This window comes from Pseudomonas sp. A34-9 (assembly GCF_029543085.1).
Classification (GTDB): Bacteria; Pseudomonadota; Gammaproteobacteria; order Pseudomonadales; family Pseudomonadaceae; genus Aquipseudomonas.
This window is the reverse complement of record NZ_CP119967.1, coordinates 790,653-811,151: the sequence shown is the minus strand read 5'-3', so window position 1 is coordinate 811,151 and position 20,499 is coordinate 790,653. Positions and strand designations below refer to the sequence as shown.

Below are 20,499 nucleotides of genomic sequence, written 5' to 3'. Positions count from 1 at the left end.
AAAGAATATGTACGACTGGCTCAACGCCTTGCCCAAGGCTGAACTGCACCTGCACCTGGAAGGCTCGCTGGAGCCTGAGTTGCTGTTCGCCCTGGCCGAGCGCAACAAGATCGCCCTGCCGTGGAACGACGTGGAAACCCTGCGCAAGGCTTACGCCTTCAACAACCTGCAGGAATTCCTCGACCTGTATTACCAGGGCGCCGACGTGCTGCGCACCTCGCAGGATTTCTACGACCTGACTTGGGCCTATCTGCTGCGCTGCAAGGCTCAGAACGTGATTCACACCGAACCGTTCTTCGACCCGCAAACCCACACCGACCGTGGCATCCCGTTCGAAGTGGTGCTCAACGGCATCGCGGCGGCTTTGAAGGATGGCGAGCAGCAACTGGGCATCACCAGCGGTTTGATCCTCAGCTTCCTGCGCCACCTCAGCGAAGAAGAAGCCGAGAAAACCCTCGATCAAGCGCTGCCGTTCCGTGACGCGTTTGTCGCGGTCGGCCTCGACAGTTCGGAGATGGGCCACCCGCCGAGCAAGTTCCAGCGCGTGTTTGACCGTGCCCGTCACGAAGGCTTCCTGACCGTTGCCCATGCTGGCGAAGAAGGCCCGCCGGAGTACATATGGGAAGCCATCGACCTGCTGAAAATCCAGCGCATCGACCATGGCGTGCGCGCCATCGAAGACGAGCGTCTGATGCAGCGGATCATCGACGAGCAGATCCCGCTGACCGTGTGCCCGCTGTCGAACACCAAGCTTTGCGTGTTCGATCACATGTCGCAGCACAACATTCTCGACATGCTCGAGCGTGGCGTGAAAGTCACGGTGAACTCCGATGACCCGGCGTACTTCGGTGGTTACGTGACCGAGAACTTCTACGCACTGCATGAGCATTTGGGCATGACCCAGGATCAGGCCAAGCGCCTGGCACAGAACAGCCTGGATGCGCGACTGGTAAAGCCATAAGTAAAGCCGCATAACCCATGTGGGAGCGAGCCTGCTCGCGAAGAGGGAGTGTCAGTTAACATTTTCGTTTAATGACACTCCGCTTTCGCGAGCAGGCTCGCTCCCACAGTGGGTTCTTTGTTTAGCCTGGGATTTGGACTTCAGTCAGCTCCTCAAGGGTTTTCCCCCGCGTCTCCATCCCGAACAGCCACACCACCCCCGCCGCAATCGCAAAACACGCCGCCCCGAGCGCGAACACCCCGCCCTGCCCGGTAATCGGGAACACCAACCCGGTCACCAACGGCCCGAGCAGCGAACCCACCCGCCCGATCGCCGAGGCAAACCCCGAGCCAGTCGCCCGTGCCGACGTCGGATACAACTCTGGCGTGTAGGTGTAGAGCACCGCCCACATGCCGAACAGGAAAAACTGCATCAACAGCCCGGTGCTGATCAGCAGCGCCACGTTGCCGCCAAACACCGCACTCTGCCCATACAGAAACGCCATCACCCCGCCGCCGAGCAACGTGACGATGCACACCGGTTTACGCCCCCAGCGTTCGACCAGCCACGCCGCCATCAGAAACCCGGGAATCCCGCCCAGCGAAATCAGCACCGTGTAATACACCGATTGCGTCACGGCGAATCCCGATTGTTGCAGCAACGCACTCAGCCACGACGTCAGCCCATAAAAGCCAAGCAACGCGAAAAACCACAGGCTCCAGATCATCGTCGTGCGCTGGCGATACTGCGGTGACCAGATCTGCTTGAGCGCCGCAAAGAAGTTGCCCGGCGGCGTCACAGTGCGCGGCAAACGAATCGGTTCCGGCAGCGCCGCACCGCCCAGCGAGTTGCGCACCCGTGCCTCGATGCCGTTCAAAACTGTGTCCGCAGCGTCATCGCGCCCGGCCTGTTCCAGCCAGCGCGGTGACTCGGGAATGAAAAAGCGGATGACCAGAACAAATACTGCCGGCACGGCCAGTACCAGAAAGATGTCGCGCCAGCCAATCAGTGGCAGCAGGAAGTACGACAGCACACCCGCCGCAACAAACCCCAGCGGCCAGAAACCGTCCATCAGCGCGATATAGCGCCCGCGGCGTTGCGCCGGAATCAGTTCGGACAGCATCGACTGTGCAATGGGAAACTCCATGCCCATGCCGATCCCCAACAGTATGCGAAACAGCGTCAGCGCCTCGACCGTTTGCGCCGTTGAACACAGATAACTGGCCACGCCCCACAGCACGATGCTCCACTGAAACACCGGTTTTCGCCCGAAGCGGTCGGCGAGCATGCCGGACAGCGACGCTCCCAGCACCATGCCGAAGAAGCTCGAACTGGCGAGCAGCCCCGCTTGCGCACTGCTCAGGCCGAACTCGGCTTTGATCGAGCCGAGCAGGAACGTCATCATCGCCAGGTCCATGGAGTCGAAGAAAAACGCCAGGGCAATGATGATGAAAATGATCCGGTGATAACCGCTGATCGGCAGTCGCTCCAAGCGTTCTGCCGCGCTGTAGCCATGTGTGTCCATGCCGCCTCCGCCGTCCGAAATGTCCCCGGATCGAGTGTGCGCGATAGCGCTCAGGCGTTGCTGCTGGATGCGACCTGTTCGCAGCCGTGGACGACGCCAGAAGTGCTGACGTCGAATGCGAGTGCTCTACAACGCCATTTCCAGCTCGCTTTCCTTGGCGAAGCGGTGCAGTTCCCGTTGGCCAGTGGCCGTCAGTTGCAAGGCTCTGGAATCGTTGGGCAAGGTCAGCCAACCGGACTGCATGAACAACTGCAGCAACGCGGCGCCCAGTGAGCCGCCCATGTGCGGGCGACGCTCGCTCCAGTCCGGGCAAGCGCACGCCACTTGTACGTTGCGATGCGCCAGCGCCTGAATGAACACGCCGCGCCCCGCCAACAACTTCGCGCCCTTGTGGGTCACCACGACGCGTTGTTCAAGCTGTTCGATCCAACCGGCATCGAGCAGCCGCTGGTACAGATCCGCCGCCAGCGTACCGCCCAGATGGTCATCGCAAAAACGCGCACGCAACAGCGAGGACGGCGCGGTCTGCGGTTTGGCCATGGGGGTGGTGCGTTTGAATACCTCGGGAATCTCCCTTGGCGCACTGGCGATGGTAGCGCTGGCCAACGCTTCTATCGCAGCGCCGACCTCCGGTGCCGAGAGACGGAAAAAGCGTTTGCGACCGCGGACTTCGACCTTCAACAGACCACCCGTGGATAGCCGCGCCAAATGCGCGCTGGCCGACGACGGCGACAGCCCTGCCAGTAGCGCAAGCTCCTCGGTTTGCCGGGCCGAGCCATCCATCAACGCCCACATCATCGCGCTGCGCTTGGGGTCGGCCAGCAACGTGGCGATCTGGCTGATGCAAGGTGCATGTTCCATGTGTTCACTCCCTGTTGAATCGTATCGTCTACTGCTCGGAGACATCTTGGCCGGTAATGAGTCATCGGCCAAGACGCGAAAATCGCCATGAACCGGGGCAAGGCAGGTCACTGACGCAGCCTGCTCCGGCACAGAACCCGCAGCAGTTGCGCGACCGTCACTCGAAGACTGGCGACGCGGTGCAAGGTTTCCGGGCCGGGGTGTCGGTGCTGGCGTGAGGCGGGCGCTAGTATAAGCGGGTTAGCCCGCGCGTCCCGCGCCGGGGCCTGCGCAGGTGGTGATTGTTCCTGACAGAAATTTCTCTATTTACCTGCGACTAATGATCAACTTTCGCAAAAGCGGGAAATTGACTACTCAAATCAGCGCATCGGCTGGCGAGCATTTCCCGCAGAAGGTTCACCGGCTTACTCAATTGAGCGCGATGGGCGCACAACAAATTCAGCGGTGCGCGCTCACACAGCAGCTCCGGCAGCAGCACCTTGAGACGCCCGGCGAGCACATCGGCGCCCACGTCCAGCCACGACTTGTAGGCAATTCCGGCGCCGGCCACCGCCCACAGGCGCACCACGTCGGCGTCATCACTGAAACGGTCACCACTGACGGTCAGGCCGACCTCACGTTTGCCGTCATGAAAACTCCAATGGTCATGAACCCGGCTACCGAGCATGTACAACAGGCAGTTGTGCTGGGCCAATTGTTCGAGCTGGCGCGGTTCGCCGTGTCGGGCCAGGTACGCCGGCGAGGCGCACAGCACACGACGGTTGTGCGGGGCGATGGGCAAGGCGACCAGGCTTGAGTCTTCCGGCTCGCCATAACGCAAGGCGATGTCCACCGGCTGGCGGAACAGGTCAGCAATGCGGTCGCCGAGCAGCAAGCGCACGGTCAGCTTCGGGTGCTCGCGCTGGAACGCGTCGAGCCATGGCAGCAACAGATTGCGGCCGAAGTCCGAAGGTGCCGACAACTGCAAGACCCCACTGACCTGATCTTGCCCGCTGGCCAGCAAGCGCCGACCTTCATCGAGGTTGCTCAACGCCGCGCGTGCGTATTCGAGAAAGCCTTCACCCTCGGCCGTCAGACGCAGGCTGCGGGTCGAACGTGCGAGCAAACGCGCGCCCAACTGCTGTTCGATCCGCTTCAACGCCGCACTGGCCACGGCGGCGGACATGTCCATCACCCGCGCTGCCGCCGACAGACTGCCCAGATCCGCCGCCCGGACAAACAACTGCAAGTCATCGAAACGCAGCAAGGTCAGCCTCGATTATCAAAAAAAAATTGAAAGAGACTGCTCTTTTAGCCGGTTTTATCTCGTAGAGAAATAGCCAATCATCTCCCCATCGAATTCATCCCGCCTCTCTGGAGCCGAACATGTCCCAGCCATTCACTGCCATCGCCACCCTGATCGCCAAACCCGGTCAACAGGACCTTCTCGAACAGGGCCTGCGCGCACTGGTTGAACCGAGCCGCGCCGAAGACGGTTGCAGCCAGTACGACCTGCACCGCGACCTCGCCGACCCGCAGGTGTTTTATGTGATCGAACACTGGGCCAGCGAAGCGATTCTTGAGGCGCACAACGCCAGCGCACATTTTCAACACTTCCAGGCCAGCGCCGGCCACACCATCGAACACTTCCAGCTCAAACGCCTCGGTGCGATTGCCTGATCTTCTTCTATTAACTGTACGGAGCCTTTCATGAAAGCCATTGCCTATTACGCATCCCTGCCGATCAGCGACGCCAAATCCCTGCAAGACATCGAACTGCCAGAACCGGTCACCGGCCCGCGCGACGTGCTGGTGGAAGTCAAAGCCATCTCGGTCAACCCGGTCGACACCAAAGTGCGGCAGAACGTGGCACCGGAAAACGGCGCGGCGAAGGTTCTGGGCTGGGACGTTGCCGGTGTGGTCAAGGCTGTCGGCAGCGAAGTGACGCTGTTCAAGGCCGGCGACAAAGTCTTCTACGCCGGCTCCATCGCCCGTGCCGGCGGCAATAGCGAGCTGCACGTGGTTGATGAACGCATCGTCGGCCATATGCCGAAATCCCTCGGTTTTGCCGAAGCCGCCGCCCTGCCGCTGACCGCGATCACCGCGTGGGAGTTGTTGTTCGAACGCCTGCAAATACGCGAAGGCAAAGCCAATGAAGACCAGCGCTTGCTGATCGTCGGCGCGGCCGGCGGGGTGGGTTCGATCCTCACGCAATTGGCCAAGCAACTGACCGGACTGAAAGTGATCGGCACCGCGTCCCGCGAACAGACCCGCGACTGGGTCAAAGCACTGGGCGCCGACCTGGTCATCGATCACAGCCAACCGCTGAGCGAGGAACTCAAGCGCGCCGGGATCGACAGCGTGACCCACGTCGCCAGCCTGACCCAGACCGACCAGCACCTGGATCAACTGGTCGAAGCCTTGGCACCGCAAGGCAAACTGGCGTTGATCGACGATCCGAAGTCGCTCGACGTGAGCAAGCTCAAGCGCAAGAGCCTGTCACTGCACTGGGAGTTCATGTACACCCGCTCACTGTTCGAGACGCCGGACATGATCGAACAGCACAAGCTGCTTAATCGTGTGGCTGAACTGATTGATGCCGGGACGTTGAAAACCACGGTGGGCGAGCATTTCGGCACGATCAATGCGGCGAACCTGCGTCGTGCCCATGAGCTGCTGGAAAGTGGCAAAGCCAAGGGGAAAATTGTTTTAGAAGGTTTCTAAGATCAAAAGATCGCAGCCTTCGGCAGCTCCTACAGAGGCTGCCGGAGGTTTTTACCGTCAGTCCGATGCTTGACCCTTGTCACAATTGCGATCGTATTCAGGTCTACAATCGAAGCCTCTGCGATACATCTTTTACGCAAAGGAGGTCAGCAATGAAGATCCTGATAAAAGAAGTGGCAAAGTCTCAATGGCAGGTTCGCCTGGACCAACACGCCGTGACATTCCGCAGTGAAGCCGAAGCACTGGCCTTCACTCGCACCCTCGAAGCGCGACTGTGCGCGCCCCACCAGATTCCCGACCGCAGCCAGCAGCGCGCCGCCGGCTGAGTCTTCTATACCTCGGCTTGAGCTTTCGCCAGAGCCCGGGCGTTTTGCAGACGCCGGGTGAGCATCGCGACGCTCACCACCAGCACACCGCACAAGCTGATGACGATGGCCATCGGCACGGCGCTGCCGTCGTGCAACACACCCACCAATGCCGATGCACCGGCGGCAACGCTGAACTGCATGCAGCCGAGCAACGCCGAAGCGCTGCCGGCACGTCCGCCCTGGCCGTTCATTGCGCAGGCTGCGGCGTTGGGGCTGATGCAACCCAGGCTCGACACACAAATAAACAATGGAATCAGCAGCGGCCACAAGGATTCAGTGTGCAAGGCACTGACCGCCAGCAGCGTCAGACCCGCCGCGAGATAAACCCAGACGGCCCGCGACAGCAGGAATGCCGGCCCGCGCTTGGCCAACAGCCGTGCATTGACCTGCGCCACCAGAATGAAGCCTGCCGCGTTGGTGCCGAACAGCCAGCCGAAATGTTCGGCCGGGACGCCATACAGTTTGATGAAGATGAACGGCGAACCGGCGATGTAGGCGAACATCCCGGCAATGGCGATGCCACCGGTCAGGGCATGGCCGAGGTAAACCCGATCCTTGAGCAGACGACCGTACTGGCGCAATGCACCAGACAGCGGCTGGCGCGGCATATGCGCCGGCATACTCTCCGGCAAACCCAATGCCACGGCCAAACCGGCCAGGGCACTGAACCCGGTCAGCACCAGAAAGATCGACTGCCAGCCTGTGGTGTTGACCAGCAGACCGCCAAGCATTGGCGCCAGAATCGGTGCCAGGCCCATCACCAGCATCAATTGCGAAAACACTTTTGCCGAACCCACCGCGTCGCACTTGTCGCTGACCACCGCCCGAGAAATCACCATCCCCGCACAGCCGCCCAATGCCTGGACGAAACGTGCGCCGATCAGCCATTCCAGGTTCGGCGCATAAGCGCAGGCCAGTGATGCCAGGGTGAACAGCGTGAGCCCCACAAGCAAAGGGATGCGTCGGCCAAAACGATCCGCCACAGGGCCATACAGCAACTGGCCGATGGACAAACCGGCGAAATATGCCGCCAACGTCATCTGCACGTGTTTCTCGTCGGTGCCAAACGCCAGCGCCATGGACGGAAATGCAGGTAAATAGAAGTCGATCGCCAAGGGCCCGAAGGCGGTCAAGGCACCGAGAATCAGAATGGTACGGAAGTTCATCAGGCATCCAGGTTGGCAAGTCGGCAGTCCGACAGTCTAGCCGCGCCCGGACGCCTTGAACATTCCGATAGCTCGCTAACAATCAAAAACAAGATCAAAAGATCGCAGCCTTCGGCAGCTCCTACCTTGGAATGCATTCCCCTGTGGGAGCTACCGAATGTTCGGGCCGCGATCGGAGGATCTTTTGCTTCTATAGGGCGAGTTTGACGGCGTAGCCTTCCTCGCTGATGACCTCGATCACCTGCTCGGCGCTCAACGCACTTTCGACGCCGACCTCTTTCGCCGCCAGATCGACGCGCACGCTGGCAGCCGGATCCCTGGCCTGGACGGCGTTGGTGATGGCTTTGACACAGTGACCGCAGGACATGCCTTGAACGTTGAACACTTGCATGGAATGACTCCTTTGCGTGAGGTTGCCAGCAGTTTCGAGCTTGCCACGATGGCAAGGTCAAGTTCTTGAATAAACTGCCGGGCTGGCAATCGGCGCCGCGCTCGGCCAAGCTGCGTACATTAATGACTTCAATTCAGGAGATTCAGCCATGCGCTGGTCAGCTTTCAGCCTGTTTGGCTTTCTCAGCCTCTTTGCCGCCCTGCCCCAGGCCAACGCGACCGGCGAGGACTACGCCGTTCTGATCATCTCGCGCGAGCGCCTGGAAGTGCCGACGTCCTGCGAGATCGGCGTGTACATCCAGGACCAGTTTGCCGGGCGCCTGCTGCAGGAGCAGTCCACCTCGTTCAACCTGCAACATGGCACGTTTTCCATACGCCTGAAGCTTGAGCCGGGCCAAGTGCCGGGATGCCAGCCGGGAATGCTGGCACCGCCCGCGCAGGAAATCTCGCTCAAGGCCGGAGACGTGGTGAAGTACCGGATCGCGACATCTGCCAAAGGTTTGTACCTGCGCCCCGCCGCTCTCGAATACTGAGTCGCTGGCCAAAAGATCGCAGCCTTCGGCAGCTCCTACAGAGGAACGCAATCTCCTGTAGGAGCTGCGATCTTTTGCTTCGAGATCATTCCCACGCTCCGCGTGGGAATGCAGCCACGGACGCTCTGCGTCCCGAAGCGTGACGCGGAGCGTCACAAGAAGCATTCCCACGCAGAGCGTGGGAACGATCAGACAACGCAATCTCCTGTAGGAGCTGCCGAAGGCTGCGATCTTTTGCTTTTGAGATTGGCGCTTGACCTTGCCCGCATGGCAAGGTTGATCCTTGTAGGCATCTACTACAGGGAGTACGACCGATGTCCGATTCCATCACGTTCGATCTGCCGATTGCCGGCATGACCTGCGCCAGTTGTGCCGGGCGGGTCGAGCGCGCCTTGAGCAAAGTCAGTGGCGCCAGTGCCGTCAGCGTCAACCTCGCCACCGAGCAGGCCCGCGTGCAGGCACCCGACGGCAGTCTGCCGGCGTTGATGGACGCGGTTGAGCGCGCCGGTTACAGCGTGCCGCAGCAGACTATCGAATTGAATATCGAAGGCATGACTTGCGCCTCCTGCGCCGGTCGCGTCGAGCGCGCCCTGAACAAAGTTCCCGGGGTGAAAGGCGTCAGTGTCAACCTGGCCAACGAACGCGCGCACCTCCAATTGCTTGGCCAGGTCGATCCGCAAAGCCTGCTCGACGCGGTGAGCAAGGCCGGCTACTCGGCCAGCGTCTGGCAAGCCGCACACCCGCAAACCGATACCCGGCAGCGCAAGCTCAAGCATGAACGCTGGGCGCTGATCTGCGCGATCGCCCTCGCCCTGCCGCTGGTGGCGCCGATGTTGCTGCAACCGTTCGGCATTCACTGGATGCTCCCGGCCTGGGCGCAATTCGCACTCGCCACGCCGGTGCAGTTCATTTTTGGTGCACGCTTTTACGTCGCCGCGTGGAAAGCCGTTCGCGCGGGCGCCGGCAACATGGACTTGCTGGTCGCCCTCGGCACCAGCGCCGGTTACGGCCTGAGTCTTTACGAATGGGCCACCGCTGCCGGGCGCATGCCGCATCTGTATTTCGAAGCCTCGGCGGTGGTCATTGCCCTGGTGCTGCTCGGTAAATATCTCGAGAGCCGCGCCAAACGCCAGACTGCCAGCGCCATCCGCGCCCTCGAAGCATTGCGTCCGGAGCGGGCGATACAAGTGATCGATGGCCGCGAGCAGGACGTCGCTATCAGCGCCCTGCGTCTGGGCGATATCGTGCTGGTCAAACCCGGCGAGCGTTTTCCGGTCGACGGCGAAGTCATCGACGGCCAGAGCCATGCCGATGAAGCGCTGATCAGTGGTGAAAGCCTGCCAGTGCCGAAACAACCGGGCGACAAAGTCACCGGCGGCGCGATCAATGGTGAAGGGCGCTTGCTGGTGCGCACTCAGGCACTCGGCGCGGAAACCGTACTGGCGCGGATTATTCGTCTGGTGGAAGACGCCCAGGCAGCCAAGGCACCTATTCAGAAACTGGTGGATAAAGTCAGCCGGATCTTCGTGCCGGCGGTGTTGCTGATTGCCCTCGCTACGCTGATCGGCTGGTGGCTCTATGGCGCGCCCCTTGAAACCGCGCTGATCAATGCCGTCGCGGTGCTGGTCATCGCTTGCCCGTGTGCACTGGGCCTTGCCACGCCGACGGCGATCATGGCCGGCACTGGTGTAGCGGCACGTCATGGCATTCTGATCAAGGACGCCGAGGCGCTGGAACGCGCCCATGAAGTCAGCAGCGTGGTCTTCGACAAGACCGGCACACTGACGTCTGGCACGCCGCGCATCGCCCATTTCAGTGCAGTGGATGGCGATGAAGACGCGCTGCTGAAACTGGCCGGCGCGCTGCAACGCGGCAGTGAACATCCGTTGGCCAAAGCGGTACTGGATGCAGCCGCCGAACGAGGCCTGAACGTGCCGGATGTCAGTGACAGTCAATCGCTGACCGGTCGCGGCATCGCCGGCAATCTCGACGGCCGGCGTCTGGCGCTGGGCAATCGGCGCTTGCTGGACGAAAGCGGCCTGAGCGCTGGAGACCTTGCCGAATCCGCCAACGCCTGGGAAACCGAAGGCCGCACATTGTCGTGGTTGATCGAGCAAAGTCCTGAGCAAAAAGTACTCGGTTTGTTCGCCTTCGGTGACACGTTGAAACCCGGCGCATTGCAAGCCGTGCAACAACTTGCCGCGCGAGATATCCACAGCCATTTGCTGACCGGCGACAACCGCGGCAGCGCCAAAGTCGTCGCCGAGGCCTTGGGCATCAGCAATGTCCACGCCGAAGTGCTGCCAGCGGACAAAGCCGCGACCATCACCGAGCTGAAAAAAACCGCCGTGGTCGCCATGGTCGGTGACGGCATCAACGACGCCCCGGCGCTCGCCGCGGCCGACATCGGCATCGCCATGGGCGGCGGCACCGACGTGGCCATGCACGCGGCAGGCATTACCCTGATGCGTGGCGACCCACGACTGGTGCCGGCGGCGCTGGAGATCAGTCGCAAGACGTATGCGAAGATCCGCCAGAACCTGTTCTGGGCCTTCGTCTACAACCTGATCGGCATTCCGCTGGCGGCATTCGGCTTCCTCAACCCGGTGCTGGCCGGTGCGGCGATGGCGCTGTCGAGCGTCAGCGTGGTGAGCAATGCGCTACTGTTGAAAACCTGGAAACCCAAGGACCTGGAGGAACACCGATGAACATCGGCCAAGCGGCCAGGCACAGTGGCCTGAGCGCGAAAATGATCCGCTATTACGAATCGATCGGCCTGCTCAAAGCGGCGCATCGCACCGACAGCGGTTACCGGGTCTACGGCGACGATGACCTGCACACGCTGGCGTTCATCAAGCGCTCGCGGGACCTGGGCTTTTCCCTGGAAGAGGTCGGCAAACTGCTGACCCTCTGGCAGGATCGCCAGCGCGCCAGCGCCGATGTCAAAGCCTTGGCCCGCCAGCACATCGACGAGTTGAATCAGAAGATTCGCGAACTCGGCGAATTGCGCGACACCCTGCAAGACCTCGTCGAGCATTGCAATGGCGACCACCGCCCCGACTGCCCGATCCTCAAGGAACTGGCGTCGGGCTGCTGCGCGCAACCCGCCCGCGCTTGAGGGCGAGTACTTTTACCGTCAGCAATGTGCCGAGGGGAATGCCGTGGAACAACATGACCACGGCACCCGGCGTCCACCACCCGTAGAACGGCGCGGCAATGAGCATGCCGATGCCGAACCCGGTCATTTGCAGCAAGGTCAGGACGCTGAAAATTGGCAGGCGTAACTGCTCGGGTTCGCGTTGCAGGCGCGACATCAGCCCGACTTCGGAAAAGCCGTCCCCCAGTCCCGCCGGCAATGAAAACAGCAGCAGACCGTAGAGGCTGTGTTGCTGGAACATCAGGATAAAGCCGCAGGACATCAGCGCCACGCCGAAGAAAAACCGTCGCTCCAGATGGATGTTGTCCGAGCCTTTCAATCGACTGGCAATCCGTGCGCCGAGCAGTTTGCCGCTGGCCCACACGGCGAGCATCAGCCCCAGCGTGGTGCTCGCCGACTCCGGTGTGAGCAGTTTGGAAATGATCGGAAAGCCGACGTTGTGTGCGGCGCTGCCCAAGGTGTCGGCCATCGTCACCGCCAGCATCGCAGCAACCACAGGCGTAGCACGCAAGCCCTGCTTGAGCGCTGACCATTCGCCGCGTTCGGTGTCCTCGTTGGTTGTTGCAGGTTGGAAACGCAGCGGTACGATCAACAATGCTGCCAGCAGGTAAGTCAGCGCATTCAGGGCGAACACCGTTTCAAAACCGAAACCCGCCACCAGCAAACCCGACACCAGACTGCCACCGACCATCGCGGCAGATGAGGCCGAGGTGATCCAGGCGTTGGCCTTGAGCAGTTGGTCGGCGGGGATCAGATGCGGCAACTGGCTGTTGAGGCCGATGGCGAACATCGAGTTGCCAAGGCCCAGACCGAAGGCAATCACCGGCAACAGCACGGCTTGCTGGCTGACGGGCACAATCAATAACAGCCCCAGCACACTGGCGCGCAGCAGATCGAACGCTATCAGTGGCGCGCGTCCGCTGCATCGACGGTAAAACGCGGTGCCGACCAGACTGGCAAAGATCCCCCCGCCCACGCGGCTGGCGAGGAAAATTCCGACGCTCATGGCGCTGTCGCTCAACAGGTAGACGTAGGTGGCCAGCGCGACCATGTTGAGGAAGGCGCCGAAATCGGAGATCAATCGGGCGGTGACGATCAGGTGGGTGTTGCGGGGGGTGATCACATTCAGTCCTTGAGTGTGGTTGGAGCGGTGGACAGTAGACGTGAATTTGCGTTGGTCCGAAAGAGGCCCCTCACCCTAACCCTCTCCCGGAGGGAGAGGGGACTGATTGGGGGATGCTTCAGAAGTGCGCCGACGTGAAAGAGCCTGACCGAATCCATAATCGACTCGGTATTTCAGGTCGATGAAATATGCCAGACACCTCGGTCGGCTCCCTCTCCCTCTGGGAGAGGGCTGGGCGGGCGGCGTTCCGATGAGGGGCTTCTGATTCAAACAAAAAACCCGGCCGAAGCCGGGTTTCTGATCAAGCGATCACTGCATCCACGGCGGTGGAGGCGGTTCGTCGGACTTGCCTTTCGGCTCGTCGTCCGCCGCGCGGATGGCCTGCTTGCGTTCCTCGTCGAGGCGCGCCGCTTCGATCTCGCGCAACACCCCGCCAACATCGGCCAGGTCCTCCGGATCATCGAACTCACCGGTCAGCACACTGTTCGGGTGCAGGGTGCCGGCTTCGTACAATGCCCACATTTCCTTGGCGTACTTGGTGCTCTTCAACTCCGGGGCAGAGCGACCGAAGTACGAAGCCATGTTGCCAACGTCCCGCTCGAGCATGCTGAACGCGTGGTTGTTGCCCGCTGCATCGACTGCTTGCGGCAGGTCGATGATGACCGGACCGGTCGGCGTCAGCAGCACGTTGAACTCGGAGAGGTCACCGTGCACCAGACCGGTACACAACATCAGCACGATCTGCGAGATCAGGAACGCGTGATACTCGCGCGCCTGATCCGGCTCCAGCACCACGTCATTCAGACGCGGCGCGGCATCGCCGAATTCGTCGGCCACCAGCTCCATCAACAGCACGCCGTCGAGGAAGTCATATGGCTTTGGCACCCGCACGCCGGCACCGGCCAGACGAAACAGCGCCGCCACTTCGGCGTTCTGCCAGGCATCTTCGGTCTCTTTGCGACCGAACTTGGAGCCCTTGGCCATCGCCCGAGCCTGTCGGCTATTACGAACCTTGCGGCCTTCCTGATACTCGGCCGCCTGGCGGAAACTGCGTTTGTTCGCCTCCTTGTAGACCTTTGCGCAACGTAACTGATTGCCGCAGCGCACCACATAAACAGCTGCTTCTTTACCACTCATCAGTGGGCGCAGCACTTCGTCGACCAGACCGTCCTCGATCAGGGGTTCAATGCGTTTTGGAGTCTTCATCAGCTTTTATTGTGGGTCCTTTATTACCAAACACGCGAATGTCACTCGTTATACGGCAATCCTCGCATCACGGGGAGGGGTTGCCGACCTGTGAACGTTGAGAATGCACACACTGTGCCGGATTAAACAGGGCCAACTCTGCGTTCGCGCATCGACCGTCGAGAATCATAGCCGAGCCTGTTGTACTTGTTGGTAGCTGTCTTCAAGGGCATTTGCGACAGAATCTGACATTCGGCTGATGCCCCTTCGGAAGATTTTTGCAAAGTCGCCTCAATTTCCCTGTTTCGCAGCCGAAGTCCTCAATGACAGAGGGATTTGTCCGACAATCGTTCCAAAACAATCAGCGATGCCGCACTCAGGGGTACGGGTGATCCACAACGTTTTCGGCTGCCAATAAACCACAAGTCATCTGCACTGCGTGGGCCTACAAGAAAATCTGGAGCGCGGATGAACATCAAACAGAAATTGACGTGGGCGTTTGCAATCATCGCCTGCTTGCCGGTGGTGCTGGTCGCGACCCTGGTGGTGATGAACCTGCGCAGCGATGCCCGGGACAGCTTTGTCGACAGCAGCGGTCGCGAGATCCGTCAGGTCAGCAATGCCATGCAGCTGTTTTTTGATGGTATCAGCCAGAACGTCGATTACCTGGCGTCGCAACCGCTGATCAAGAACACCGACGACAGCCTCAAGACCTACATGAGCGCCAACGCCGAATCCATCCCCCAGGGCGAGATGGACAAAAAGGTCTTCGCGTTCCTCCAGGACCTGGGCAACGCCCACCCGGCTTACGCCTACGCCATCGTCGGCACCGCCGCCGGTGGCTACGTGTCGTGGCCGGACGATCCCAAACTCAACAACTACGACCCGCGTCAGCGCCCCTGGTACAAGGCCGCCCAGGCCAAGCCGGGCAAACCGTTGCGCACCGCCGCTTATTACTGGGCGCAGGACGATGCGACCTACGTCAGCACCGTGCGCACCATCGACAACAAACTCGGTAGCAACGGCGGCGTGGTCAGCATCGACGTGACGCTCAAGCAGCTCACCGAGATCGTCAAACAGATCAAACTGGGCGAAACCGGCTACCTGATGCTCCTGGAAAACAGCGGCACGGTACTGGTCGATCCGAAACAGCCGGAACACAACTTCAAGCCGCTGGACAGCCTCGGCGAAGGCTATGCACAACTGGCCAAGGCCGGCAAGGGCCTGGTGGAAGTCGAACTTAACGGTGAGCGCTACATGGCCAACGTCTGGCCGTCCGAGCAGTTGGGCTGGACCTTCGTCGGCCTGATCAAGCAGAGCGATGTGATGAGTTCAGCCACGCAATTGACCTGGCTGATCGCAATCATCGCCGCCGTGCTGGCCGTGCTGTTCGCCGTGGTCGGCGCCAGTTTCGCCAGCCTGATCGTGCGCCCGATCCGCAGCGTCGCCAGTGGTCTGGAAGGCATCGCGCAGGGCGAAGGCGACCTGACCAAAAACCTCGAGATCCGGGGCAACGACGAAACGGCGCAACTGGCCAACTGGTTCAATCAGTTCCTCACGGCGATTCGCAGTCTGATCCAGCACATCGGCGGCGCCGCCGGGAAAATCCTCGCGACCTCGCAGAGTTCGACCCGCGTGTCGAGCGACATGGCCGAAGCCGCCGGGCGCCAGCGTGAAGCCGTCGACATGGTCTCGACCGCGTTCCACGAAATGGTCGCCACCGCCAATGAAGTCGCGCGCTCGTGCAGCCAGGCGGCAGACTCCGCCGACAGCGGCCAGCGTCAGGCTCGGCAAGGCCAGCAGCAGATTGATGCGGCGGTGAACAGCGTCGACCAACTGAGCCAGGAGCTGGAGCAATCGGCGCAGTCGATGCAGCAACTGGAGCGCGACAGCAACGATATCCAGTCGATCCTCGGCACCATCCGTTCCATCGCCGAACAAACCAACCTGCTGGCGCTCAACGCCGCCATCGAAGCCGCGCGCGCCGGTGAACAGGGCCGCGGCTTTGCCGTGGTCGCGGATGAGGTTCGCGCCCTGGCCAAACGCACCGCGGATTCGACGGCAGAGATTGATGGCCTGCTCGGCAATCTGGCCAAGCGAACCAGCCAGGTCACGCAGCAGATGCACGCCAGCCTGCAGGTGTCGCAGCAATCGGTGACGCGCATCGGCGAGGCGCGCGAGAGTTTCGGGCAGATCCGCGAGTCGGTGGACGTGATCCGTGACATGAACACGCAGATCGCCACCGCCGCTGAAGAGCAGCATCAGGTGGCTGAAGACATCAATCGGCACATCAGCCAGATTCACGGGGATGCGCAGTTGGTGGCGGAACTGGCCAACTCGGCGCGGCTGGATTCGCAGAGCCTGGCGGGGTTGTCGAATGAGCTGGATGGGTTGGTACGCCGGTTTCGTACCTGAAATTCGCCTTAAATCAAAAGCCCCTCATCGGAACGCCGCCCGCCCAGCCCTCTCCCGGAGGGAGAGGGAGCCGACCGAGGTGTCTGGCGTTATACATCGACCTGAAATATCGCGTCGAATATGGACTGGCAGAATTCTCCGAATCGGTTCGATTCTGGATTCAGCACGGCTCTCTCAGGTCGGTGAAACTCTGAAGCATCCCCCAATCAGTCCCCTCTTCCTCCGGGAGAGGGCTAGGGTGAGGGGCTCTTCTAGCGTTCGATGATGGCAGTGACACCCTGCCCGCCCGCCGCGCAAATCGAGATCAGCCCCCGACCCTTGCCCGCCGCATCGAGCAACTTGGCCATGTTCGCCACGATGCGCCCACCGGTCGCGGCAAACGGATGCCCGGCCGCCAGCGAACTGCCCTTCACATTGAGTCGACTGCGATCGATCGAGCCCAGCGGCGCGTCAAGGCCCAGACGGGTTTTGCAGTACTCGGGATCTTCCCAGGCCTTCAGCGTGCACAGCACCTGCGCCGCAAACGCTTCATGAATTTCGTAGTAGTCAAAATCCTGCAGGGTCAGGCCATTACGCGCCAGCAACCGCGGCACCGCATACACCGGCGCCATCAACAGGCCTTCCGCACCGTTGACGAAATCCACCGCCGCAGCTTCGCCATCTCGCAGATACGCGAGGATCGGCAAGCCACGCTCCTTCGCCCATTCCTCACTGCCGAGCAGCACCACAGACGCGCCATCGGTGAGCGGCGTGGAATTGCCCGCCGTCAACGTGCCCTTCGCGCTTTTTTCGAAGGCCGGTTTCAGCGTCGCGAGTTTTTCCAGGGTCAGGTCCGGGCGCAGGTTGTTATCGCGAGTCAGGCCAAGGAACGGCGTCATCAAGTCGTGGTGCCAGCCTTCGCTGTAGGACGCGGCGAGTTTGTGATGGCTTTCGAGAGCCAGTTGATCCTGATCCTCACGCGGGATCTGCCAGGTCTGCGCCATCAGCTCACAGTGCTGGCCCATCGACAGGCCGGTGCGCGGCTCGCCGTTGCGTGGAAATTCCGGGATCAGGTGTTGCGGCCGCAGTTGCAGAAAGGTTTTCAGTTTGTCGCCGGTGGTTTTGGCGCGGTTGGCTTGCAGGAGGATTCTGCGCAAGCCTTCGCTGACGCTGATCGGTGCGTCCGAGGTGGTGTCGACACCGCCAGCAATACCGCTCTCGATCTGGCCGAGGGCGATCTTGTTCGCCACCAGGATCGCCGCTTCCAGACCGGTGCCGCAGGCTTGCTGAATGTCGTAGGCGGGAGTCGCGGGTGACAGACGTGAGCCGAGGACGCATTCACGGGTCAGGTTCATATCTCGTGACAATTTCAGCACCGCGCCTGCCACCACTTCGCCGATGCGCTGACCGTGCAGGTTGTAGCGTTCGATCAGGCCCTCGAGGGCGGCCGTGAGCATCGCCTGATTACTCGCGGTGGCGTACGGCCCGTTGGAGCGGGCGAAAGGGATACGGTTACCGCCGATGATCGCGACACGGCGCAGCTGACTCATGAAAAACTCCTTTTCCGAAGGTTTGAATTCACGCCACTCCCCTGTAGGAGTGAGCCTGCTCGCGATAGCGGTGTATCAGTCCGGCAATCTCTATCTGACACACCGCTATCGCGAGCAGGCTCACTCCTACAGGGGTTTAGCTGTGTTTCTGAATATGGGTTCGGCAACACAACCGCCGGGGACAAACTACTCTGCTGTTCTAGCGTAGGCCTTATTGCGTGGATCGAACGATTGATTGCCATCGGTAGTCCACACTTTGAACCCCATCTTCTGGAGAGCGTTCCATGTCTGACCGCTATATCGACTTCGCCAATTCGTCCATCGGCCATCGCCTGGTCGGGGCGCTGGGCCTGCCGTCGCCGGTGCGACTGGAACGCTGGCAGGCCGGGCGCCTGCGGCCGGTGGAAGGTGCTTTGCTGATCGGCGGCGGGCCGCTGGCTGAACGCGTCAGTGCCTTCGCCAACCGTTTGACCGACGGCATCTACCGCTACGGCGAGCAACCGCTGAACGCCACCGAATGGATCCCCGGCCACGGCCCGAAACTCAAAGCCGTGGTGTTCGACGCCAGCCAATTGCAGCACACCGACCAGCTCAAACAGCTGCGCGAGTTCTTCCAGCCCCTGATGAAGAACCTTGAGCACAGCGCGCACCTGGTGATTCTTGGTCGTGCGCCGGAAACCCTGACTGACCCGTTTGCCGCGAGTGCGCAACGAGCACTGGAAGGGTTTTCCCGTTCGCTGGCCAAGGAGCTGCGCAGCGGCGGCACGCTGCAATTGATCTACGTCGGCGAAGGCGCTGAAGATCAACTGGAAGGTCCACTGCGGTTTTTCCTTTCGCCGAAAAGCGCGTTCGTGTCCGGGCAAGTGATTCGCCTGACGGCGTGTGCGACGCAGGTGACTGACTGGACGCGGCCACTGGCCGGGCGCAAGGCGCTGGTCACCGGTGCCGCACGCGGCATCGGTGCGTCCATCGCCGAAACCCTGGCCCGCGATGGCGCCGACGTGATCCTGCTCGATGTTCCCCCGGCCAAAACGGATCTGGAAGCCCTCGCCGCGCGCCTCGGCGGGCGGGCGATCACCCTCGATATCTGCGCCGCAGACGCCGCCGCGCAACTGATCGAACAACTGCCTGACGGCCTCGACATTCTGGTGCACAACGCCGGCATCACCCGCGACAAAACCCTGGCCAATATGACCCCGGAATTTTGGGACGCGGTGCTCGCGGTCAACCTCAATGCCCCGCAAGTATTGACCAAGGCGCTGCTCGACAATGGCACGCTGCACGATGACGCGCGGGTGATTCTGCTGGCCTCCATCAGCGGCATCGCCGGCAACCGTGGGCAAACCAACTACGCCGCGAGCAAGGCCGGGCTGATCGGTCTGGCGCAGGCATGGGCGCCGACGCTGCTGGAACGCGGTATCAGCATCAACGCCGTCGCCCCCGGTTTTATCGAAACGCAGATGACCGCACACATTCCGTTCGGCCTGCGCGAGGCTGGCCGGCGTATGAGTTCACTGGGCCAGGGCGGCTTGCCGCAGGATGTCGCCGAAGCGGTCGCGTGGCTGGCGCAACCGGGCACCGGCGCATTCACCGGGCAGGCGCTGCGGGTCTGTGGACAAAGTGTTCTGGGGGCTTAGGCATGAGCATCGAATGGCATACGCTGGATCGCGAACCGAGTCTGCCGGGGCTGTACGCACGGGCGGCGACACGACGGAAAATCACCGGCACGCAATTGCCTGACGGCGGCTTGCGCTGTTGGGTCGATGTCGATGGCAAACGTCTGGCGGCCTATCGCAAGGTGTGTGGATTCGTCGATGACGGTCTGCTGCCACCGACCTATCCGCACATCCTCGCCTTCGCCCTGCAGATGCAATTGCTCACTGCCAAAGCGTTTCCGTTTCCCCTGCTGGGGCTGATTCATTTGAGCAACCGCATCCGCGTGTTGCGCCCGATGGGCGGGATCGGTCGGGCGCAAGTGAGCGTTCGCGTGCACAACCTGCAACCGCACCCCAAAGGCGCGACGTTCGATGTGTTGACCACTCTGGATGATCAACTCGGGCCATTGTGGGAGGCTGAGAGCCAGATGCTCTGTCGCGGTGTGAAGCTTGAGGGCGAGGCTGTCGAGCACACCTGGGAGCCCTCGCAATCGCTGGTGGAAGTGGCGCGCTGGAAAGCCCCGGCCGATATCGGTCGGCAATACGCCAAAGTCTCCGGAGACTACAACCCGATTCACCTGAGTGCGGCAAGTGCCAAGCTGTTCGGCTTTCCAACCGCCATTGCCCATGGTTTGTGGAACAAGGCTCGAACCCTGGCGGCGCTGGGCGATCATTTGCCCAAGGCCAACCTCGAGATCGCCGTGCATTTTCGCAAACCGGTGCGTTTGCCCAGTGAAGTGACATTACTGGCGAGTGCGGCGGGCTCCAGTGGTGAGCTGCGTCTGGTCGGTGCGAAGGATCTGGAACACATGGTCGGGCAGTGGCAACCGATTGCCTGAGCACTCGGTACACCGTTAATTGTGTATATATCACTTAAGTTTTCTCCAGCCTTTTCCCCTTCGCCGAAAAAACCCGGGCCTTGATTATCAAGGCCTTTTTTTGCGCGCCT

At 61.4% G+C, this 20,499-nt stretch carries 18 protein-coding genes; 10 read left to right on the top strand and 8 right to left on the bottom strand.

What is annotated here, in order from left to right; translation table 11 throughout:
* The first annotated feature begins 7 nt into the window (after nt 1-7).
* A complete protein-coding gene (locus tag P3G59_RS03445) occupies nt 8-961 on the top strand; it encodes an adenosine deaminase (RefSeq protein ID WP_008082147.1) in 954 nt (317 codons plus the stop codon).
* Nucleotides 962-1,082: 121 nt separating this feature from the next.
* Here P3G59_RS03445 and P3G59_RS03440 read toward each other — a convergent pair whose 3' ends face one another.
* The 3 genes from P3G59_RS03440 to P3G59_RS03430 form a co-directional block, all read right to left on the bottom strand.
* Nucleotides 1,083-2,465, bottom strand: coding sequence for an MFS transporter (locus P3G59_RS03440; protein WP_277760472.1), 1,383 nt, complete (start codon nt 2,463-2,465; stop codon nt 1,083-1,085).
* 126 nt (nt 2,466-2,591) lie between these two features.
* Nucleotides 2,592-3,326: a helix-turn-helix transcriptional regulator gene (locus P3G59_RS03435; RefSeq protein WP_277760471.1), complete on the bottom strand. Its 735-nt coding sequence runs from the start codon at nt 3,324-3,326 to the stop codon at nt 2,592-2,594.
* 316 nt (nt 3,327-3,642) lie between these two features.
* The gene (locus P3G59_RS03430; RefSeq protein WP_277760470.1) at nt 3,643-4,572 is read right to left on the bottom strand and encodes a LysR family transcriptional regulator; all 930 of its coding nucleotides are present in this window, start codon (nt 4,570-4,572) and stop codon (nt 3,643-3,645) included.
* A 119-nt stretch (nt 4,573-4,691) separates the two neighbouring features.
* Between P3G59_RS03430 and P3G59_RS03425 the strand changes: the two genes are divergently transcribed.
* From P3G59_RS03425 to P3G59_RS03415, 3 genes are all read left to right on the top strand, one after another.
* Entirely contained in the window at nt 4,692-4,985 is a 294-nt protein-coding gene (locus P3G59_RS03425) for a putative quinol monooxygenase (protein WP_277760469.1), read from the top strand.
* Between the two features lie 30 nt (nt 4,986-5,015).
* Complete coding sequence (locus P3G59_RS03420) at nt 5,016-6,029, top strand: zinc-binding alcohol dehydrogenase family protein (RefSeq protein ID WP_277760468.1); 1,014 nt, start codon at nt 5,016-5,018, stop codon at nt 6,027-6,029.
* A 152-nt stretch (nt 6,030-6,181) separates the two neighbouring features.
* Entirely contained in the window at nt 6,182-6,355 is a 174-nt protein-coding gene (locus P3G59_RS03415; RefSeq protein ID WP_007914687.1) for a hypothetical protein, read from the top strand.
* Nucleotides 6,356-6,360: 5 nt separating this feature from the next.
* Here P3G59_RS03415 and P3G59_RS03410 read toward each other — a convergent pair whose 3' ends face one another.
* A complete protein-coding gene (locus P3G59_RS03410) occupies nt 6,361-7,563 on the bottom strand; it encodes a multidrug effflux MFS transporter (protein WP_277760467.1) in 1,203 nt (400 codons plus the stop codon).
* A gap of 190 nt (nt 7,564-7,753) precedes the next feature.
* On the bottom strand, nt 7,754-7,954 hold the full coding sequence (locus tag P3G59_RS03405) for a cation transporter (RefSeq protein WP_277760466.1): 201 nt from the start codon (nt 7,952-7,954) through the stop codon (nt 7,754-7,756).
* Nucleotides 7,955-8,102: 148 nt separating this feature from the next.
* On the opposite strand from P3G59_RS03405, the gene P3G59_RS03400 reads away from it, so the two are divergent.
* From P3G59_RS03400 to cueR, 3 genes are all read left to right on the top strand, one after another.
* Entirely contained in the window at nt 8,103-8,486 is a 384-nt protein-coding gene (locus P3G59_RS03400; RefSeq protein ID WP_277760465.1) for a hypothetical protein, read from the top strand.
* Between the two features lie 314 nt (nt 8,487-8,800).
* Complete coding sequence (locus P3G59_RS03395; RefSeq protein ID WP_277760464.1) at nt 8,801-11,194, top strand: heavy metal translocating P-type ATPase; 2,394 nt, start codon at nt 8,801-8,803, stop codon at nt 11,192-11,194.
* Nucleotides 11,191-11,604 (top strand): Cu(I)-responsive transcriptional regulator, encoded by a 414-nt coding sequence (gene cueR, locus P3G59_RS03390; RefSeq protein WP_025111722.1) that lies wholly within the window; start codon nt 11,191-11,193, stop codon nt 11,602-11,604. The genes P3G59_RS03395 and cueR overlap by 4 nt, the downstream gene beginning before the upstream one ends.
* On the opposite strand, the gene P3G59_RS03385 is transcribed toward cueR, so the two are convergent.
* Both P3G59_RS03385 and P3G59_RS03380 read right to left on the bottom strand, forming a co-directional pair.
* Nucleotides 11,558-12,766 carry an MFS transporter gene (locus tag P3G59_RS03385; RefSeq protein ID WP_277760463.1) on the bottom strand — a complete coding sequence of 403 codons (1,209 nt, stop codon included), beginning with the start codon at nt 12,764-12,766 and terminating at the stop codon, nt 11,558-11,560. The two genes, cueR and P3G59_RS03385, sit on opposite strands and share 47 nt — an antisense overlap.
* Nucleotides 12,767-13,075: 309 nt before the next feature.
* The gene (locus tag P3G59_RS03380; protein WP_277760462.1) at nt 13,076-13,972 is read right to left on the bottom strand and encodes a PA4780 family RIO1-like protein kinase; all 897 of its coding nucleotides are present in this window, start codon (nt 13,970-13,972) and stop codon (nt 13,076-13,078) included.
* A 447-nt stretch (nt 13,973-14,419) separates the two neighbouring features.
* Between P3G59_RS03380 and P3G59_RS03375 the strand changes: the two genes are divergently transcribed.
* Complete coding sequence (locus P3G59_RS03375; protein WP_277760461.1) at nt 14,420-16,366, top strand: methyl-accepting chemotaxis protein; 1,947 nt, start codon at nt 14,420-14,422, stop codon at nt 16,364-16,366.
* Between the two features lie 251 nt (nt 16,367-16,617).
* Here P3G59_RS03375 and P3G59_RS03370 read toward each other — a convergent pair whose 3' ends face one another.
* Nucleotides 16,618-17,895, bottom strand: a complete 1,278-nt coding sequence (locus P3G59_RS03370; protein WP_277760460.1) for an acetyl-CoA C-acetyltransferase — start codon at nt 17,893-17,895, stop codon at nt 16,618-16,620.
* 284 nt (nt 17,896-18,179) lie between these two features.
* Between P3G59_RS03370 and P3G59_RS03365 the strand changes: the two genes are divergently transcribed.
* Nucleotides 18,180-19,532: a 3-oxoacyl-ACP reductase gene (locus P3G59_RS03365; RefSeq protein WP_277760459.1), complete on the top strand. Its 1,353-nt coding sequence runs from the start codon at nt 18,180-18,182 to the stop codon at nt 19,530-19,532.
* 2 nt (nt 19,533-19,534) lie between these two features.
* On the top strand, nt 19,535-20,389 hold the full coding sequence (locus P3G59_RS03360) for a MaoC/PaaZ C-terminal domain-containing protein (protein ID WP_277760458.1): 855 nt from the start codon (nt 19,535-19,537) through the stop codon (nt 20,387-20,389).
* Nucleotides 20,390-20,499: the final 110 nt, after the last annotated feature.

Excerpts from the sequence above, each read along its gene's own strand:
- P3G59_RS03445 (WP_008082147.1), top strand. The coding sequence starts at position 8 with ATGTACGACTGGCTCAACGCCTTGCCCAAGGCTGAACTGCACCTGCAC.
- P3G59_RS03440 (WP_277760472.1), bottom strand. The coding sequence starts at position 2,465 with ATGGACACACATGGCTACAGCGCGGCAGAACGCTTGGAGCGACTGCCG.
- P3G59_RS03435 (WP_277760471.1), bottom strand. The coding sequence starts at position 3,326 with ATGGAACATGCACCTTGCATCAGCCAGATCGCCACGTTGCTGGCCGAC.
- P3G59_RS03425 (WP_277760469.1), top strand. The coding sequence starts at position 4,692 with ATGTCCCAGCCATTCACTGCCATCGCCACCCTGATCGCCAAACCCGGT.
- P3G59_RS03420 (WP_277760468.1), top strand. The coding sequence starts at position 5,016 with ATGAAAGCCATTGCCTATTACGCATCCCTGCCGATCAGCGACGCCAAA.
- P3G59_RS03415 (WP_007914687.1), top strand. The coding sequence starts at position 6,182 with ATGAAGATCCTGATAAAAGAAGTGGCAAAGTCTCAATGGCAGGTTCGC.
- P3G59_RS03410 (WP_277760467.1), bottom strand. The coding sequence starts at position 7,563 with ATGAACTTCCGTACCATTCTGATTCTCGGTGCCTTGACCGCCTTCGGG.
- P3G59_RS03405 (WP_277760466.1), bottom strand. The coding sequence starts at position 7,954 with ATGCAAGTGTTCAACGTTCAAGGCATGTCCTGCGGTCACTGTGTCAAA.
- P3G59_RS03400 (WP_277760465.1), top strand. The coding sequence starts at position 8,103 with ATGCGCTGGTCAGCTTTCAGCCTGTTTGGCTTTCTCAGCCTCTTTGCC.
- P3G59_RS03395 (WP_277760464.1), top strand. The coding sequence starts at position 8,801 with ATGTCCGATTCCATCACGTTCGATCTGCCGATTGCCGGCATGACCTGC.
- cueR (WP_025111722.1), top strand. The coding sequence starts at position 11,191 with ATGAACATCGGCCAAGCGGCCAGGCACAGTGGCCTGAGCGCGAAAATG.
- P3G59_RS03380 (WP_277760462.1), bottom strand. The coding sequence starts at position 13,972 with ATGAAGACTCCAAAACGCATTGAACCCCTGATCGAGGACGGTCTGGTC.
- P3G59_RS03375 (WP_277760461.1), top strand. The coding sequence starts at position 14,420 with ATGAACATCAAACAGAAATTGACGTGGGCGTTTGCAATCATCGCCTGC.
- P3G59_RS03370 (WP_277760460.1), bottom strand. The coding sequence starts at position 17,895 with ATGAGTCAGCTGCGCCGTGTCGCGATCATCGGCGGTAACCGTATCCCT.
- P3G59_RS03365 (WP_277760459.1), top strand. The coding sequence starts at position 18,180 with ATGTCTGACCGCTATATCGACTTCGCCAATTCGTCCATCGGCCATCGC.
- P3G59_RS03360 (WP_277760458.1), top strand. The coding sequence starts at position 19,535 with ATGAGCATCGAATGGCATACGCTGGATCGCGAACCGAGTCTGCCGGGG.